Origin of the sequence: Synechococcus sp. CBW1006, assembly GCF_015840525.1 — a bacterium.
Taxonomy (GTDB): Bacteria; Cyanobacteriota; Cyanobacteriia; order PCC-6307; family Cyanobiaceae; genus CBW1002.
Genome location: NZ_CP060396.1, coordinates 1,778,005 through 1,794,961, shown reverse-complemented (window position 1 = coordinate 1,794,961; position 16,957 = coordinate 1,778,005). Strand labels below are relative to the sequence as shown.

Genomic DNA, 16,957 nt, shown 5'->3' with positions numbered 1-16,957 from the left:
TTCGGGCTGTGGCGTTCAGATCGAACGCTCGCTCCGCCTCTACCTCCAGCAGAAAGGACGGGTACTGTGCTCCACCTGCATCGACCGGCAGGAAGAGGATCGACCGCCTCAAGCGGAGCCTGATGGATCCCAGGACGGGATCCACCGCCGCGCCTGAGCTGCCGATGACGTCAGATCAGAGGCTGATCCAGCTGCTGGAGGCGCGGTAATTCACCAGATAACTGGAGCTGCTGTCGCCGCCAAACAGGATCTCCAGCTCACCGTCAGCGGACAAGTTCTGGAGACCGATCTGAGCAACACCACTCTCCAGCTGGCCTCGCCCGAGCAAACGCCCTTGCTGATCCTTGATGCGGATGCTGCCTGTCTGAGCGGTGCGGTAGGCACGCTCGGGGCCTTCGCCGCTGTAGCCGGTGGACCATTGATCCGGCCGTGCCATCCGGCTGAGCTGACGGCGGCTCTGGCGATCCCGGCCGACGATCTTCACCTCCAGCTGAAGTTCATTGCTCTGGCCCCGCCGCAACGAAGCACGGGCCTTGGTATCGGTGATCAGATAGCTATCGCGGTAATTGGAAGCAGGCTGTTCATACCAGCTCTCCATCAAGGAGAGATTGAGCGGCACCACGGCATCCTGCTGCTCAGTGAAAGGAACGGTGGCCCCAAAACTGGAGCCCGACTCCATCACCTGGCCGAGGTACTGATATCCGCTGCCATTGTTGAGCAGCTCGGCCGAGGTCAGGGATCCGTTGGCAAATCCCAGTCGTACGATTGCCACATCCTCTGGATTGAGGGGATTGCCGGTGATGGCATCATTGCCACGGATCTCAAAATCCACCGTGTGGTTGCCGCCACGTGAGCCCATGTAGCCAGAACCGCCATTCTCCAGAATCACGCTCCCCACTTCGCCATTGTCCGTGGGAAGGAACCCGAGGCGGATCTGGGCGGTGTTGCTGAGACTGGGGCTCCATTCGCCCGTGATCGGATCGCGAGGGCGCCAATCGTCGGCAATCAGCGTCTCCCAGCCCTGAAGTGCAGGGAGGCGGGTGTCTGGGTTCAGGTTTTCGCGGATGGCGGGATCATCAACCAGCGGCTGCTCATAGCGATACAACATGCTGTGCTTTCCGGCCTTCAGGCTGGCTCCGCCGAACCCGAACCCATACGCCCCAGGGCTGAAGCCCACATCCTGACCATCCTGGTCCTGAACCAGGTACCCCCCGGCCACTCCCACCGTGGTCGGGTCAGAGTTGAGCAGGCTGATAGAGCGGCACGTTCGACACCTTCATGGCGCCGCGCAGCCCCATCGGCTGCAGCCACTCACGCATGAATGGGTTGGCATCCCCGGTGTAGGGAATCACTTCCTCGACGCTGCGCACGGCGCCCAGCGACAGGCCGATCAGGGCATTGGCGATCTTGAAGGTGGAAGCGGGCGAGAAGCGCTGCTCAGCCCGCTTGCGGTTGTGGCCGCGCAGTTCCCCGCGGCCTTCATCCAGCAGCACGAAGGTGCCAACCACACCGGCGTCGCGGAACAGGGCCGTCACGGCCGGTTCGTCTCGCCAGGGCGCTGCGGCTGCAGCTGTGGGCAGGGCCAGCACAGCCACCGCGATCAGCGTGAATGGCTTGACCATGGATGTCGGCAGGGAATGCAGGCAAGCCTCGCCCAACCCTCAGGGCAGCACCAACAGCAACTGGTGATTGCCCTCCGGATCCAGCAGCCAGGCCTCGGCACCAAAGGATTCCTGCCGCGGCGGATCTCCCACGCTGGCGCCCAGCTCCAGGGCCGCGCTGATCCAGGCGTGGAGCACGACAAGGGCACCTGTTGCATCCGCCTCTCGTTGCAGGCAGAGCGCCAGTCGCCCCGGCTGCCGCGGCTGAGGCCGGCTCCTGGATGGGGCGTACACCTCCAACCAGCCGCCGGCCGGCCAGGGGACGCGCCAGTGCGTTCCGCACAAGCCCGGCTGTGGCTCTACATCAAGCAGAGCGCCATAGAACTACGCCAGGGCGGCGGGATCGTCGGCGGCCAGCACGATTGAGGCGCTCATCCCCATGGCCACCACCAGGGCCGGCGGGGCTGGGCGGCATGGCGGCCGACGCAGAGGGGATAGCGGTGGGAGCGACCACAGCGGCACATCAGCATCGTGGCCGCCTCGCTCAGGCGCACTTCGCAGGACACCCGGCCAGTGCCCAGATGGGCGCCATCGCAGAACCAGCCCTGACGGCTGCGACCACAGCGGCAGAGCTGATGTGCCCCAGCGGGCAGTTCAAGCGGTTCCGGACCTGGTGTGGCGGCATTGGGCTCAGGCATCGGTTCAGCCCTCCCGTTGAGGCCCCAGCCGAGCGTGGGGCGGCTTCAGCGGCTCCATCTTTGACCAATTGCAGTCCCGGTGGGGTGGGGCGGGGCTGGATACGGGGAGCCGACAAGCCAACCCGAGGCAGGTTGGACGCCAAGCCATCGCGGCAGACTATTTCCAATATCTGCTTCGGAGCATCCAGTATCTGGACGTGGAGTTCAGCGCGCGTCTGGCATGCAGAAGGCGTCGGTCACCATCAGGATGCTGGAGCCCGCATCCCCAAATCGTCTGTGGTCGCTGAGGTTTATCCCCGGGATCTCCGCCTGCGGTTAGGCCTGGGGAGATCGACATCACTCCTCGCTACCGAAGTAGTCGAGGTCAATCTTCGAGATCTTGATCACTTCCTTTGTCTGGATGCCTACGCCATACTGGATCATAAGAGCAGCCAGTTTCACGCCATCGACGAGGACCAGGCGAGGATCTCTGATGCTCGCAGCAAATTGAAGAGCATCGGCAGTGAAGGTACTTGTGGTAACAAAGATCCCTTTTCGACACCCGCCCTGGGTCATGGCGCCGACAAATGCTTGCACTTTCTCGCTGGAGACTGAATTCTCAGAGTATCGCTTGGCCTGCATATAAATCTGATCCAGGCCAAGCTTGTCCTCATTGATTCTGCCGTCTATGCCACCATCAGGCCCACGTGGGACTCCCTGCATAGATTGCCTGGATCCTCCTCCATAACCCATAGCAGCGAGCACATCCAAGACCAGACCTTCAAAGGCATGGGGATCCATCCTTCGCATCTGATCGAGCAGATCAGAAGCAAGTTGATCCTTGATCAACCTCACGCCTGACTCAATTAGATCTTCAGGCGTGCTGTCTTCATTGCTGAACTCACCGCTGAGATCAGGAGGGGATTGCAATCTCAACTGCTTGGAATTCTGGTGCGCTTTCCATTCCTCAAAATTTGTAAGATCCGCTCTTTTGATCGGCCTATTCAGCGCCAGGAGTCCCCGGGCGTTAGGACCAAGAGCAAAATGCCCACGTTGCGGGCCGATCAAGGCCCCAGCCTTCCGGAGATACGACGATGCCCAACCAATGCGGCCACGGACAAGAGACTTGCCATTACTCTCCTGAGTGACAGCCATCTGCTCATCCGTTAAGCTCATCTTGCGCACAACAGCATCGATGGCATCGGAACGAGCGAGTTCGCCATGCTCTTGGAGGACTTCAAGCAGCGGTCGCATGAACTCATGAAACTTTGGGATGTCGGGCATAGTCACAACTTATCCTCCGGCTGACGGATGTAGTTGATCTCGCAACCCTTCACCAGCCTGGCTTCCTGCACTGCGGCGGCGGCGTTGAAGACATTGAACTCAAACCATTGGAAGAGATCCAGACCACGATCGAGGGTGATCTTCCAGCCCGTGTTGGTGGTGATGCTACGGGCGTGGAAGTTGGGACTGGCGTCAATCTCCCAGGTGAACGGCGTGCTGGTCCCAGCGAAGGAATCCTGTAGCTGGCCAAGGTTATCGACCTGCTTCTCCATCGCGTCCTGATCGGAGCCGGTGATCAGGTGCACGGTCACCTCGTCGCCCACTGGCGTGATCTCGTTCACCATGCGCAGGAATTCCACCAGGTTGCGGATCTGGTGGAAGGCACGGATGTAGGGGTCCCGGATGATGATCCCCGTGGCACCACGAAGATAATCGCCGAACAGGCGCCGGTAGCTCCAGCCCTTGGAATTTTCTGGTACGACCAGATGGTGCTCCTTGAGAGAGGAAGACTCGGGCTGTGGGAACGTCGCGTCCGCCTGGAGCGGGGGAGACGTGGACGCATCCTCAGGGGACTCAATGCCAGAGGCGCCGGAGGATGCCACCGGAGAGGTGGTTCTGGATTCGGTAGCCTGACTACCCTCACCAGGGGTGAGTTCTGTGGCACCACCACCCGTTTGGCTGGCGAGGGGCCGAAGGCCAGCGAAGGCCGGGTACTGCGTCTCTTCCGGTGTCAGCACCGTCACCGTCTTGCCGGTCTCCAGGTCGCGGTAGATGAAGTCGTTGGCTTTGAAGGTGTCGTCGATCCGGAGGATCTGCTCCCGCACCCGTCGGCGGCATTCCATGGCGAACTCCAGCAGCTCGGCGATCTCCTCCTTGCTGGCCTTGCCATCGGGGTGGAGGATCTTCATCAGACCCGAGAAGGTCTTCTCGAAACCAGTCTGATCGCGGGTGGATACCTCCGAGCTGATCTCAAAAAACGGCTTGTAGAGACCGGTGTAGTCCTCGGTGCGCAGGTGCTTGAGCACCTCGGCGATGTAATCCACCACAAAGCCATAGCCGGTGCAGAACAGCTCATGGCGCACCGGTGCCACCTCCCAGCCGGGATTGAAGGCATGGATACGGTCGATGAAGGCGGAATCGATGTATTTATCCGGTAGCGGCTCATAGAAGTGGGAGTGCTTGAGCATGTAGGCCACCGACTTCTGGGTGTTGCCCATGAACACCATCGAAGCCTCGGCTGAGAGCTGCTCGATACCGCGGGAGAAGGTGCGGTTGGCCATGTAGTTCTTCATGATGTCGACCAGCGTCTTGTCGACCTTCTTGTCCTTACCGGCGAATTCGTCGAAGCAGATGCAGTCCCAATAACCTACCAGGCCGATCTTGCCATTGGCATTGCTCACGAACAGCTTGGGAGCAGTGACCTCCGAGCCTGAGATCAGCATGCCGTGGGGTGAGAACTCGGCAAAGATGTGGGATTTGCCGGTTCCCTTAGGGCCGAGTTCCAGCAGATTGTAGTTGCGCTCACAGAACGGGATCAACCGGATCAGGGTGAGCAACTTGGCGCGGCGGCTGAAGTGTTCCGGATTGAAGCCCACGCTCTGCATGAGCACATCCATCCACTCATCAGTGCTGAACTTGGCCCGGGCCGCGAGGAATTCGTCGTGGTCGACGCCGGCCACCTGGATGGGTTTGACGGTGGAGATCTGCCAGGGGCTGGCCTTGGGGTCGGTGGGGAGTTCGTACTCCACGTCAGTGATCGCCCAGATGCCTCCCACCAGCAGCTTGGGGTAGCGCTTGATGAAGTCCACCTCAATAGGGACTTTCTTGAGGCCGAGGTTAGTGAATTCCACCTCATAAAAGCCGGCCTTGTCGTTGAGCTCCACGGTGAGCTTGTCGATCACCTTGTGGGTGCCGCGCTCTTTGATCGTGGACTTCACCAGCTCCGCCTGGTTGCGATGCACGTAGTGCTTGGCGAGGATGCGCCGTACCGACTCCAGGCCCTCTGCGATCAAGGTGGGGTCGTCGGTGGCGCAGTGCTGGCCCAGCAGGTACTCGAGCACATAGGTGGGCACCACCGCGTTCTGCTTCAGCTCGGTGGTGAGGTCTTTGCGGACCACCAGACCAGGGAAGTACTCGAGGATCTTCTGATCCAGGGGGCTGTGCTCAGAAGCCATGCGATGTCACCAGAGGATCTGACAGGGAAAGGTGGAGAGCTGCGGATCGGCGGTGAGCAGCACCATCCGCTCAAGCTCGGCCTGGGCAGCGAGCATGCGATCAAAAGGATCACGGTGCGGCTGGTTGTAGGCACCAGCCCGCAGGCCATGAGCCAGGGCGATCGGCAGAGCCTCGAACCCATCTGCCTGGAGCAGGCCTGGTAGATCGCCGATGACGCTGGCCAGCTCCGGCAGCTTGCCGCGGTGGTGCTTGAGGCTCAGCTCCCATACCGTGGCCGCACTCACCAGAACCGGGGTGGCGGAATCGATCAGCAACTCCCGCACCGCGCCCGAAAGTCGCTCTGGCTCGAACCACCACCACAGCAGCACATGGCTGTCGAGCAGGTAGGTCGCTGCGCTGCTCATGGAGTGGGTGCCCCAGACATCACGGGGCTGTCCTCCCATGACGCCAGCTCATCGGCATCCATCGGCTCCAACAACGCATCGGGATCATGGAGAGGGCCCTGAGTGCGCAGTCGCCCAGGGATGCGCTGCGGAGGTGGTGGGGCGAGGGGCATCAGCCGCGCCCAGGGCTTGCCCGCTTTGGCCAGCACGATGGTCTCGCCGGCGTGGGCGTCATCGATCAGGCGGGACAGGTTGGTCTTCGCCTGATGCACGTTCACGATTCGCGGCGTGGAGTGAGGCGCAGAGGGGGCGGTCTCCATGGCGTCGCGACAAACCAGCCTACTTAGTTTAGGCATGGACTAAGGCCATCAGAAGTCGTCGAAGTCGCTGCCGAAGGGCCGCTGCAGCTTCAGCTCCACAGTCTTGTAGGCCTGGGGCTGGCTGACACCCTCCAGCAGCTGCTCCAGGCGCAGCTCCAGGGTCTGGTTGTTGTAGTCCCCTGCCGCGTTGGAGAGCTCCAGCACCACCTGCTGCTCCCGCTCGCGGGCCTCGCTGGCGGCGGAATCCAGCAGCACGGTGCGGTGGGCGCAGAGCAAGGCCCCATCGGCCTTGGCGTACAGGCCGATGCGCAGCTGCAGCGGCAGGCGCTTGCGGGGTTCCACGGGCTCCAGCTGGAACAGCCCGAAGCTCAGCTTGCCCATGGTGATCTTGGCGGGCACCCGCAGCAGCTCGGCCTCCACCACGCGGCTCTCGTCCTTGCGTTCGCGCTTGAGCCGGATCACCGGCACCACCACCTCCTGCAGGGAGGTGCCGCCATGCACGAAGCGTGAGCCGGAGCCCGAACGGGGATAGCGATCGAGGCCCAGCGGGAATACCGCTTCCCAACTGCCGGCCAGGCCCAGCTCAGCGGCGGTGAACACCTTCTGCCCGGTACTGGGCTTGATGCCCGTGCCCAGGGCAAAGCGGCGGTTCTTGAAGGTGAGCTCCTTGGCCGCGGGAAACTCTGAGCGGTCGTTGGCATCCACCGGTTCCTGCTGGAACAGGAAGCCGTGGTCGGCGGTGATCACGGCCTGGCTGCCCTTGAGGCTGCTGATCTTGCGCAGGATCGCGTCCAGCTCCTCGAAGGCCTGCTCCACCGCCTGGCAGGTGTCGGCTTCCGTGTCGCGCTTGTCGCCGATCCGATCGATCCGGTTGTGATACACAACGATCACGTCGTGCTCCTTGATCAGTTCGGCTCCCTCTTTGGTGGTGGGCAGATTGAGGAAGTCTTCCGCCTGAATCGCCTTGGCACGGCCATTGGCATAGGCCTTGAGGATCTTGTCCCGGTTCTCGGTGCCGGAGGCGCTCTGGCCATCCACCGTTGCGGTGCCATCGGCGGGATTGATGCCGAGCTGAGCACCCGGGAGCAGGGCCGCCATGCCCACCTGGGTGTACGAGGGCAGCGCCCCCAGTAGGGCATCCACCTCGGCCTTCCAGCCCTTACCCGCCTGAGCGTTGAGGCGCTCGGCGTAGTCGCGGGCGGCCTCGTAGCGCAGGGCATCGGAGATCACCACAAACAGGCGCTTGAGGCTCTTGGAGCCCAGCGGTGCATGCACGTAGCGCATGTGGAACTCCTTCTGCCGCGGCAAGGCCGTGGAGCTCCAGCTGCTCAGCTGACTCACCTGATCGCTCCAGCGGTTGGTGAGCGGCAGCAGCACGTTGTTCACGTACTGGTTCTCCAACCATTCCCGCAGCGGCTTGAAGAGGGTGGGCTGCTGGTAGGTGCGGGCATGGAAAATGCAGCGCCGGTAAGCCTGATCCAGCCGCCACCAGCTGTTGCAGTAGCGCTGCAGCCCCTCCTCAAAACCGGGCACCTGCAGATCAGCCTTCGCCAGCAGCTGGCGGAAGGTGATCGCCTGCTCCAGGGCGCGGTAGCCGTGCAGGTGCTTCTCAAACCAGCAGGAGCTGCTGCGACTGCGGATCGCATCCAGCAGGTCGGCGTCTGAGGCGTCGCCCTGGAAACGCTGCAGCAGGCGGCTGAGCACAAAGCGCTCGATCAGCTCATAGCTGTCGTCGTCGTCTGGGTCGTAGCTGTCTGGCGCATCGTTGAGCTGCTCTTCAACGCGCAGCACACCGGCGAGGTGATCGCTCCACTGCTGAAAGGCACTCCTTGCGCTGAGGCTGTCCTTCCAGATACTCAGGAACACCCGGGCGTGGGGCAGCAGGTCGCCATCGGGCCCGATTGAGCTCACGCTATTGAACAGGGCAACGGCGAAGTCGCGCAGGTTGGGCTCGGGGCTGGCGTAGCCGAACTTCTCGCCAACCGCCTTCCAGAAATAGCGGCTCAGCTGGTGGTTTCCATAGAGGGTCTCCACCGGGTCGTCGCCATCGGGGTTGGCCGGATCGAGCTGCCCGAAGGCATGCAGCAACAGCTTGTCGATATCGGGCGGCTGCTTGGCCAGCACCGCCAGCATCTTGAGCCGCACCGCGGCGTCACCGTCATTGGGACGCAGCAACTCCTTGAGCTTGGTGGTGCGCACCGGTGAGCGGAAAAAGGCCTTGTGCTCCTGGGCCAGCTCTTTGAACTCCAGCGTCAGGCCCGCTTCCTGGATGTCGAGGGAGGCTCTGTCGGCCGTGAACTCATGGCCCGCCAGCAGCAGATCCAGCAGCCAGTTGTCAGGTTCGGCTGGTTTGGCGGAAGGGTTGTAGAGGAGGAAGCGCTGGTCGAGGGGGGCGCGGCTGATCGCCACCTTCACAGAGAACTCGTTGCCCTCCACCCGCAGCTTCTCGGCCTGAGCGGGCTGGTACTCCTCGAAATCGGAGGCCCACTCGCCGTTGGGGTCGTACCACAGCACGACGCGCTTGCGGGCCAATGCGGCGTCGAGGCTCTCGTGGATGCGGCTGGTGGCGGCAGGGGAGCGGGTCATGGGCAGGTATTGCCAGATCGGCCAATACATGACCAGTATTGACTGGCTGACGCCCGTTGCCAATACGTCGAGCCATGGCGCTGCCCAACCTCTGGGGCCTGTACAACCTGCGCTCGTCGCCCTTCTTCCAGGCCACGTTGCGGGTGGATTCGGAGGCCACGCCGCTGCGGCTGTTTGTGGGCCGGCAACGGGAGCGGCAGCTGCTGCTCACCACGATCGGCAGCAGTGCCAGCTCCCGCCAGGCCGTGGCCGGCCGGCCGGGGATCGGCAAAACCACCCTGGTACAGACGGTGAAGGCCGATGCTCAGGCGGAGGGGTACTGGAGTTCCGACGAGATCATCCCCATCAGCGCAGAGGTGGCCAGCGAGCAGTTGTTGGGGCAGCTCCTCTCGGGTGTGTATGACGCTGTTCTGGCCAACTGCCCCACGGCAGCGGGGCCTGAAGTGGAAGCCGCCCAGCAACTGGTCCGCAGTATTCGCCTGCGGGGCGGCGGACTCACGCTGTCGGCCTTTGGTGTGGGGCTTGGCGGCAGCCAGAGCGAAAGCGTGGCCACGCCACCAGGGGCATTGCTGCTGGACGGACCGAGGGTGTTGCGTGATCTCTTGCGCTACGCCATCGGTCGGGGCGCACGCGGCATCGTGCTGCACCTCAACAACCTCGAAAACCTCAGCGAGGCAGACGCCTCGCGGGCCGCCGATCTGCTGCGCGGGATCCGCGATCAGGCCCTGCTGCACGACGGTCTGCATCTGATCGTGGTGGGCACCACCGATGCGGTGCGCACGGTGGTGCAGAGCCACACCCAGATCCGCTCGGTGTTCAGCAATCCCCTGGTGCTGGAGCCTCTGGATCTGACTGAGGTGAAGCAACTGCTGGCCAATCGCTACGAGGCCCTGCAGCAGGATCCCGCCAAGCCATGGCGGCCCCCCGTGACTGATGCCGTGGTGCAGAAGCTTTACGAGCTGTTCCGAGGGGATCTGCGCGGCCTGTTGAAGGCCCTGGAAGATGGCATCACGGCCTTGCTGGGGCTGACGAGCGGAGGTGCCGAAGTCGCGCCTGTGGGGCTGGACGATCTCTTGCTGACCTTGCGGCAACGCAACCAGGCGGAGCTGCAGGAGCAGCTGGGCGACACGGCCTGGGAGCGGTTGGTGGCCTGGGCACAGGTGGATCCGGCCTCGATTCAGACGCAGGCCGAGTTGGTGGGGCTGTGGGTCGTGAAGCAACCCTCGGTGTCGCAGACCCTGCAGCAGCTGATAGAGGCCGGTGCCGTTGAGGCTTTGCCACGTCGTGGACGGGAGGCGATTCAGTACCTGATGACCGGCAAGGCGCGCTTGGCGCTTTGAACCTAGGACTGCTCTGATCAGCAAGAGCAGCATCACAGAGAACTAGGAATCGTGAGCAGTAGCTCGTTGTTGTCAATGAGGCGGTAGTTAGGAAGCTGACCTGACAATTCCTGTGTTCGAGAAATAATCAGGGGCACACCTTCACCGCGACGGTCCATGATGTAGCGGCGATGGCTGATGCCCACAGCAGTCTCCACAGGGCAACGCGCAAGCAGGCTGGCAATCAGCTCGTTGCGGCAGGCCTGGCGCAGAGGAAGGCTCTCGGTAGTCATCGTATTCGGCAGCATGCCCGGCGAAAAGATTTCGAGGCGATCGTCAAAGAGACGGAGTCTCACTTTGCTGCCGGGGATGGAGTAATCGCGATGGGCAACGGCATTGGTGATCGCTTCAAATACAGCCAACGCATCAAACTGTGGGCGATCAATTCGACCTCCCTCCAGCGTCTTTGCAGCTCCCGTGCGGCTGTTGCGAGCCACAAACCTGCAGGCCGCTGTGATCTGTTGATCCAGTGGGCCTGTGAGATCTGCAGCATCACGCTGGTACATGACATCCTCTCCCTGGGGCGCTACCTCGGTGCCCGCATAGGCCACAGCCTGGATGTAAGCACCCTTCAGGAATTGCTGGGGATTGAGGCTGGTCAGCAGCACTCCCGCCACTGAAGGATGGAGAGATCCATCTTCCGCTTCGACCACCAGGCCTGTCTTCGACTGCCAATTTGCGTCAGGTGATAACTGAGGCTGAAAGCGTTCGAGCAACTTGGCATCAAGATCCTCACATTGAGCAGACAAAACCGGCAGCTCATCAAATCGGATCAGGCGGCTCTGGCTGCGCTGCTGAAACAGCTGCGCCAAGTATTCAGGCGGCATAGGGCGCTTCGAGGAGCCAACCCTGTGCAAGTAGCCAGCGGGGCTCTGATGCACAAACAAACTGGGTGCGATGTCAACTCTGAGGATGGCGTGCTCCAAGCCCAGAGAATCAGGCAGGGTGAATCGCTCAATCACCGGGGCCAGTGGAGGTTTGATGCTGTCTTCAACAGCCTGGCGGACTAATGCCTCGACGAGATCAAGGCGATCAACAGGAATTCCCAGCACCTCACGCGTCTTGTCATCGATGCCGAGCAACAGGGTGCCGCCTGTTCGGCTGTTGGCAAAGGCCGCAAGCTCATCAGCCAGGTCGTTCTGCGATGGGCCTCGCACTGATGCACCTGAGAAGCGAACTTCTTTGCATTCCAGGAGGCTGTCTTCTCCCAGGCTGAGCTTTGAGATCAGATCATTGCGGCTCAGTCTCATCTCACACCTCCCGCCCAAGCCTTGCCCAGCGACGAGCCAGGGCCTCGCGGCCACCTTCCATCACTGAGCAGACATTATTCTGGATCTCAGGATCTTGAAGTGCTCCTGAACTCTGCACATAGCATTGACCACGACCGAAATCCATCACGGTAACAAGCTCAGCATCGCCATTCACAACAACATTGGGATTGTGGGTCACGATCAGGAGTTGCCTGCGCATTTTATTGGCTCGGATCTGAGCCACTACGAGTTCGGAGATGAGCTTATTGTCCAGATCATCTTCGGGTTGATCCAAGACCAGCGGAGCATCGCCGAACGAGAGTAGGAATGCCAGCAGAGCAGATGCTCGTTGCCCCTGGGATCCCTGCTGAATGGGCTCCCAATCACGGCCATTACCGCGATGGCTGTAGGTGATTCTTAAGTCATCGCTTGGCAGCCAGCAGCGAATCGCATCCGCAAAGCCAGGCTGTGCCAGCTTGCGGTCAAGATTCTTCCGAAACTTGGCTCCCAGTGTCTGGTTCTCATGTTCATCCAAGAGCGAGCGTTTGATCGCTGCCACCACGTCCAGTCGGTCGGTCGCCGAGTTCATCTGTTCCACCAAGGCACTCAGATCGCTTTCGAAGCCATTGCCATCCAGATCAAGTAGCTGGCGGAGTTGGGACCCGAATGCCTCAGGCTCATATCCAAAAGCAACAACCTCCATCCGCACATAGGGGTTGGCCTGGAGCACGCCATCGAGGAAGGCTTGGCGAAAGCCACTGCGCTTCTGGTGTGCCTGAAGCAGGTCGTGCCATTGCCGTTCGTTTGCCTGTTCCAGAGCCTGGCGCTCCAGTGCAATGCCGTCGAGTTCCTGCAGCAGTGCTTCGAGGCGATGCCGCTCTTGGAGCCACTGCCCCATCAACCCCGGGTCCGTCAGCCCGCGCTCAGCCAACTCAGACTGAAGCTGCTGCGCAGCCCGTTCCACAGCTTCGGCTCTGCTGCGCCAAGCCTGGATGCCTGGATGGTGCGATTGATCTCGTGCCTGGCGCCCGATTGCAGCGGCCAAGTGCTGCAGTTGCGCCTGTGCAGCCACTAGCGCAGCATCGATCTCCTGCCGCCAGGCCATTGCATCACTGTCGCGATCCGGATCGAACAACTCCGCGGCCCAGTCATCCAGCGGCAGCTGGCTGGCGAGTTGCTCCAGCGCGGCTGGCAGGTTCTCCAGGTGTTGACGAGCGCGATCGAGTTCTCGGCGTTGCCGCACGGCTCGTTGCTGATCAGCCAGCACAGTGCCGGGATCCAACTCAGCCAGATCGTTGAGTTTGCGCCGCAGCTCGCTGAGCTCCCGTTCCCGTTCCGCCCGCTCGGCAAGACGCCCTTCCAGCTCCCGAAGACGGGAGCGCTGGCTGAGGTAGGTGCGCCGAAGCTCCTCGATGCGCCGACTTTGAGACGCCAGGCCAGCCCCCTGATCAATCATCTCCATCAGGGCGTAGCGGCCCTGATCCGCCAGAGCGGCGATCTGTCCCTGGGAGAACAGCTGAATCGGGAAGCGTTCCGCCGTGATCGCCTGGCTGGTGGAATGCTGCCATTGGCCGCTGGAGCTTAGCTCTTCCACACTCCCCTGGGGGTGATCCAGTTGCCAACGCAGGCGGTGGGGTACCCCATCGCGCTGCAACTCCAGACCAATCACAGTGTTCTGGCGTAGGCCTCCAGCGCTCGGTCCGCGAGTGGTCGGCAACTGACTGAAGGATTGAAACTGTCGATACGCCTCGGCCGATTGCCCCAGTGCTTCCAATTCGCCGGAGCGCTGTAAGACGAGTCTCAAGGAATGAACCCAGGTGGATTTGCCACTGCCACGGCCGCCGATGATGGCGTTGAACCAAGGGTTGAGGCGAAGAGTGGCAGCGGTTCCCTGACCCATGCAACGCGCGTCCGAGAGGCGCACTTCGCGCAGGACAAGCGCCGGTGGCTGGGATGGTGGCCCGAGCCTTGCTCTCCCTTGGGCCTCGTCGCCACCCCAACGCTCCACCGCACCCTCGTTGCCATCCAGCAAGGCGAGACGCAGGCCTTCGAGGGTGGGGCTGGCCATCTTTACCCAGGTATAACGAGAACCAGGAGACCGTGCTCCTTGGAAGCTATGGCTGTCGCTGCCGATCACCTTTGTAAGGTTTGCAGCCTGATCACGAATACAGGCGGGATAGGGACGATCGAGGTTCTCCCACTCCACGGCGAGCAGATCACCTATTTCCAACAACTGCTTGAGGGTGGTGGCATCGACAACACTTGCTTGGCTGCCTTCACGAACGGCAAACAAAGCTTTCCCTGTGGGACCAGGACGATCGGCGTGGGCAGGGATGGGGATGGCTCCGGCTTCACGGACAGCTGCGATGGTGTCAAACAAGCCTTTGCCGGTGACTCCATCACTGCTGCCGCGAGTTCCGGAGTACCCCACAGCCCCAAGCAGACTGTCCACATCCGCGCCAGCCCGGCTGGGATCGAATAGTGCCAGAAGATGGAAACCGCCCTGCACCGATAGCTCCACGCCAGGAAACAGGACAAGGGGCCGGAAGCCTGGCCCGGCCTCCTGCTCCATCCGTTGGTAGGCAGTCTTCAGATGATCGATCCAAGCACCTGTGTTGTGGTCGGTGATCGCGACGCAGTCGATACCGGCTGCCATGAACTGGCCCAACCAGCGCTCGGGCGTCACCTCCTCATCAGTTCCGATGGCCTGCTGCCAGTGGGGGGTGTCGTAAGAAGCTGGCGTGTGGGCGTGGAAATCAAAGGTCCACCATCGAGCACCGGGGTAGGGCCATGCTGCTGGACTGGGCGATGCTGAGCGCTGGGCCACTGGGAAGGTATCCGCGCTGATGGGGGCCTGAGTATCAAGCATGCCTCAGTTCTCCTTCGCCGCCAGCCCTGGAATCGGTGCCAGCACGTCCTGCAGCTTGAGGTAGTTCACCTTCACCCCGTCATCGAGATCGAGCTCGATGCGTTGCTGGGCCAGGGGCAATAGGGCGTCCTGCTCCCAGGCCTCGCACTCCTTGAGCACCTTGGTGATCTTCTCGGCCTCCTTGCGGGCGGCGGTGCGCTCGCGGGTGGGAAGGGAATCGTTGAGCTGGTCGAGGCCGAGCTGGGCCAGGCGGGCCTCCAGCTTCTGCAGGTAGGGCCGGAAGTAGTTGTTGAGCACCTGGTTGAGGGTGTCCTTGGTGTAGCGGTGCAGGTAGATCAGGCAGGCGAAGCCCTTCTTAGGGCTCTGCACCATCCAGTAGATCGGTCGCTTCTTGTAGGTCTGCAGGTGATCCTTGTAGAAGTCGCTGCAGAAGTATTTACGGATGTCTTTGCCGAGAGACTCTTCGATGAAGCGGAGGTTTTCGGTAACGGTGCTCTCGGGGAAGGTGACCTCCAGGAATTCGCGGGTGCGTGCAACGATGTCGTCTTCGAACCACTCACCGTCGAGGACGGGGATGATGGCATCGGCGTCGGGCTTGAATTGGACTTGGCCCAGGGGCTTGCCGACTTTTTCTTCGTAGGCGGCGAGGTGGGCGGCCTGGCTATCGCGGAAGTCGGCCAGGATCAGACTGGCCTGATCGAGGCTGTAGCGGCCCATCATGCAGCCGGTGGCGTAGGAGAGAAAGGCGGTAACATCCGTAGTGACTTCGGCGGAGGCGAGGGTGATTTGGTCCTCAGGCACCTCGGGCTGCAATTCTCCTTCCAGCCCGTAGCCAGCAATGAACAGCCGGTTGTTCTCCGTCTCCAGATCCTGCATCCGTCGGATGGCGGCGGTGCTTCGCAACTCCCAATTCCGCCACGTTGCTTCCAGCGTATGCGACCTAACATCTTCCCTTAATAACGGTTGCACCCGGAAATTCCACGATATCTCGCGATTGTCCCAGTCGACTTTGGCGAGCTCGATCAATTCATTTACGCAGGCCTCTACGTCGTGTTGACAGATGCCACTCGGCAATGGAAAGCCGTTCGCATCCTTCAGGGTGAAGTGAAGGGTTGGATTTAGAAGGGAGACAAATACATCTGTAACCTTTGAATTCAGGAGTCCAAGCAAAAAGAACACCCTGAGTTCATCGCTTCTGAAGACCGAGGGACCTGTTGTATCAAAGATAAAGCCTTGGGGATAAAAACGTGCCGAAGTTCGCCCTGAAGTGACATCGCTCCAGCTTGCGCTCTCCTTAAAATAGAAATCCCTGCTTTTCAGTCGAACATTTGAGCCTTGATTAAGGGTGGCCGTGAAGGCCCAGAGCTCCTCCCCGTTATTCTCCCAGTTGATTACAAATTCCTGATTCCCATACCACCTGCGAAAGGCCCCGCCTTTGTTTAGAGGATACCATTTGAAATCGTATCCTTCCGTGTCCTCAAGACTTTTCGCATTCTGATTAAGCAATGAGAAGGATACTTCATGCCAAAGTCGCAGAAACCGCTCGTTATCTGACGTGGCAAGACCCTGCTTTACTGGAGCATTATCCCCCAAGAGCCTTGCAGACTTAAAAGTTGCCCTTACGATAGAGCTAACCCAGTAGGCAACTGGACTGCCAGGGACTTCCCTGAAGTCATGCGATGATGCGCGGAAATACCAGCCACATTCTGGGTTTGCCACCGCCTCCCGCACCTTTGGCCCCATATTATTAGCGCCTTTAAAATCCACCAAGCGAACAAAGCCCCCCTTTGATTCAGGCCTTGCGTAATTTTCGAAGACATATGCACATATCTGAACTGTTGCGCCGTCGAAGCCGGTCAAAGGTAGTTCTACCAGTGACAGTAGCGTGCGCTCGTTGATAACCTTAGTGCGCAGATTCTCGTGCGACGAGATGTACATCCACACATTTGGAGTCATAAAGCCTGCCAAGCCCTTGGCGATGACAAGGCTCCCCCCGCGCATAGCAAAAGCAGAAAAAAGGTCGGCCTTGTATGGCTCGTAATCAGCCTGAATAAGCGACTTTAGTCGATTATTCATCTTCTTTGATCCAAGATACGGAGGATTAGCTGATATAATGTGGTACTGCTGGGTGAGTGCTTCGGCTTGTTCGAGAACACTTAGGACCTTGCGGTGGGTCTCGTGCAGGAAGAGCTGCCCCCCGCGCTCCTTGGTCTCGACCGCGTGGCGGACCTCCGCGATGGCCCGTTCGTCGAGGCACGGCTGAATCAGTGAGCCGAAAGTCTTAGCCTCTTCGAACTGACGAAGCAGCTTGAATAGGCTTTGATCAAAGAGTTCTTGTAAGCATTCAGGGGTCGGGACAGCACGCGGCGAACATCGTCTCTGCTGAACCCTTGACGGCGTCCTGATTCCCGTTTGCATCTCAGGCAGAGACTG

General features: G+C 60.9%; 13 protein-coding genes. 1 reads left to right on the top strand and 12 read right to left on the bottom strand.

From position 1 onward, the window contains the following. Positions 1-175: 175 nt before the first annotated feature. The 9 genes from H8F26_RS08570 to pglZ form a co-directional block, all read right to left on the bottom strand. On the bottom strand, positions 176-1,108 hold the full coding sequence (locus H8F26_RS08570) for a hypothetical protein (RefSeq protein ID WP_197158764.1): 933 nt from the start codon (positions 1,106-1,108) through the stop codon (positions 176-178). Positions 1,109-1,235: 127 nt separating this feature from the next. Further along, positions 1,236-1,622, bottom strand: a complete 387-nt coding sequence (locus tag H8F26_RS08565; RefSeq protein WP_197158763.1) for a penicillin-binding transpeptidase domain-containing protein — start codon at positions 1,620-1,622, stop codon at positions 1,236-1,238. A 39-nt stretch (positions 1,623-1,661) separates the two neighbouring features. Beyond that, complete coding sequence (locus H8F26_RS08560) at positions 1,662-1,895, bottom strand: VOC family protein (RefSeq protein WP_370594683.1); 234 nt, start codon at positions 1,893-1,895, stop codon at positions 1,662-1,664. Positions 1,896-2,032: 137 nt separating this feature from the next. Continuing rightward, a complete protein-coding gene (locus H8F26_RS08555) occupies positions 2,033-2,299 on the bottom strand; it encodes a CDGSH iron-sulfur domain-containing protein (RefSeq protein WP_197158762.1) in 267 nt (88 codons plus the stop codon). A 336-nt stretch (positions 2,300-2,635) separates the two neighbouring features. Next, on the bottom strand, positions 2,636-3,562 hold the full coding sequence (locus H8F26_RS08550) for a restriction endonuclease (RefSeq protein ID WP_197158761.1): 927 nt from the start codon (positions 3,560-3,562) through the stop codon (positions 2,636-2,638). A gap of 2 nt (positions 3,563-3,564) precedes the next feature. Continuing rightward, on the bottom strand, positions 3,565-5,736 hold the full coding sequence (brxL, locus tag H8F26_RS08545; RefSeq protein ID WP_197158760.1) for a BREX system Lon protease-like protein BrxL: 2,172 nt from the start codon (positions 5,734-5,736) through the stop codon (positions 3,565-3,567). Positions 5,737-5,742: 6 nt separating this feature from the next. Continuing rightward, on the bottom strand, positions 5,743-6,141 hold the full coding sequence (locus H8F26_RS08540) for a type II toxin-antitoxin system VapC family toxin (RefSeq protein WP_197158759.1): 399 nt from the start codon (positions 6,139-6,141) through the stop codon (positions 5,743-5,745). After that, complete coding sequence (locus tag H8F26_RS08535; protein WP_197158758.1) at positions 6,138-6,440, bottom strand: type II toxin-antitoxin system Phd/YefM family antitoxin; 303 nt, start codon at positions 6,438-6,440, stop codon at positions 6,138-6,140. Before H8F26_RS08535 ends, H8F26_RS08540 begins: the two co-directional genes overlap by 4 nt. Positions 6,441-6,488: 48 nt before the next feature. After that, entirely contained in the window at positions 6,489-9,026 is a 2,538-nt protein-coding gene (pglZ, locus tag H8F26_RS08530) for a BREX-1 system phosphatase PglZ type A (protein WP_197158757.1), read from the bottom strand. Positions 9,027-9,100: 74 nt separating this feature from the next. On the opposite strand from pglZ, the gene H8F26_RS08525 reads away from it, so the two are divergent. Continuing rightward, positions 9,101-10,366, top strand: a complete 1,266-nt coding sequence (locus H8F26_RS08525) for an ATP-binding protein (RefSeq protein WP_197158756.1) — start codon at positions 9,101-9,103, stop codon at positions 10,364-10,366. Positions 10,367-10,398: 32 nt separating this feature from the next. On the opposite strand, the gene H8F26_RS08520 is transcribed toward H8F26_RS08525, so the two are convergent. Genes H8F26_RS08520 through pglX form a run of 3 tightly spaced genes read right to left on the bottom strand, consistent with a single transcriptional unit; the run spans position 10,399 to position 16,942 of the window. Continuing rightward, on the bottom strand, positions 10,399-11,655 hold the full coding sequence (locus tag H8F26_RS08520; protein WP_197158755.1) for an ATP-binding protein: 1,257 nt from the start codon (positions 11,653-11,655) through the stop codon (positions 10,399-10,401). Position 11,656: 1 nt separating this feature from the next. After that, positions 11,657-14,524, bottom strand: a complete 2,868-nt coding sequence (locus tag H8F26_RS20135; protein ID WP_370594682.1) for a TrlF family AAA-like ATPase — start codon at positions 14,522-14,524, stop codon at positions 11,657-11,659. A gap of 3 nt (positions 14,525-14,527) precedes the next feature. Then, positions 14,528-16,942, bottom strand: a complete 2,415-nt coding sequence (gene pglX, locus H8F26_RS08510) for a BREX-1 system adenine-specific DNA-methyltransferase PglX (RefSeq protein WP_197158753.1) — start codon at positions 16,940-16,942, stop codon at positions 14,528-14,530. Positions 16,943-16,957 lie beyond the last annotated feature (15 nt).

Coding starts and splice junctions, on each gene's coding strand:
- H8F26_RS08565 (WP_197158763.1), bottom strand. CDS start 1,622: ATGGTCAAGCCATTCACGCTGATCGCGGTGGCTGTGCTGGCCCTGCCC.
- pglZ (WP_197158757.1), bottom strand. CDS start 9,026: ATGACCCGCTCCCCTGCCGCCACCAGCCGCATCCACGAGAGCCTCGAC.
- H8F26_RS08520 (WP_197158755.1), bottom strand. CDS start 11,655: ATGAGACTGAGCCGCAATGATCTGATCTCAAAGCTCAGCCTGGGAGAA.
- pglX (WP_197158753.1), bottom strand. CDS start 16,942: ATGCAAACGGGAATCAGGACGCCGTCAAGGGTTCAGCAGAGACGATGT.
- H8F26_RS08570 (WP_197158764.1), bottom strand. CDS start 1,108: ATGTTGTATCGCTATGAGCAGCCGCTGGTTGATGATCCCGCCATCCGC.
- H8F26_RS08535 (WP_197158758.1), bottom strand. CDS start 6,440: ATGGAGACCGCCCCCTCTGCGCCTCACTCCACGCCGCGAATCGTGAAC.
- brxL (WP_197158760.1), bottom strand. CDS start 5,736: ATGGCTTCTGAGCACAGCCCCCTGGATCAGAAGATCCTCGAGTACTTC.
- H8F26_RS08525 (WP_197158756.1), top strand. CDS start 9,101: ATGGCGCTGCCCAACCTCTGGGGCCTGTACAACCTGCGCTCGTCGCCC.
- H8F26_RS08550 (WP_197158761.1), bottom strand. CDS start 3,562: ATGCCCGACATCCCAAAGTTTCATGAGTTCATGCGACCGCTGCTTGAA.
- H8F26_RS08540 (WP_197158759.1), bottom strand. CDS start 6,141: ATGAGCAGCGCAGCGACCTACCTGCTCGACAGCCATGTGCTGCTGTGG.
- H8F26_RS20135 (WP_370594682.1), bottom strand. CDS start 14,524: ATGCTTGATACTCAGGCCCCCATCAGCGCGGATACCTTCCCAGTGGCC.
- H8F26_RS08555 (WP_197158762.1), bottom strand. CDS start 2,299: ATGCCTGAGCCCAATGCCGCCACACCAGGTCCGGAACCGCTTGAACTG.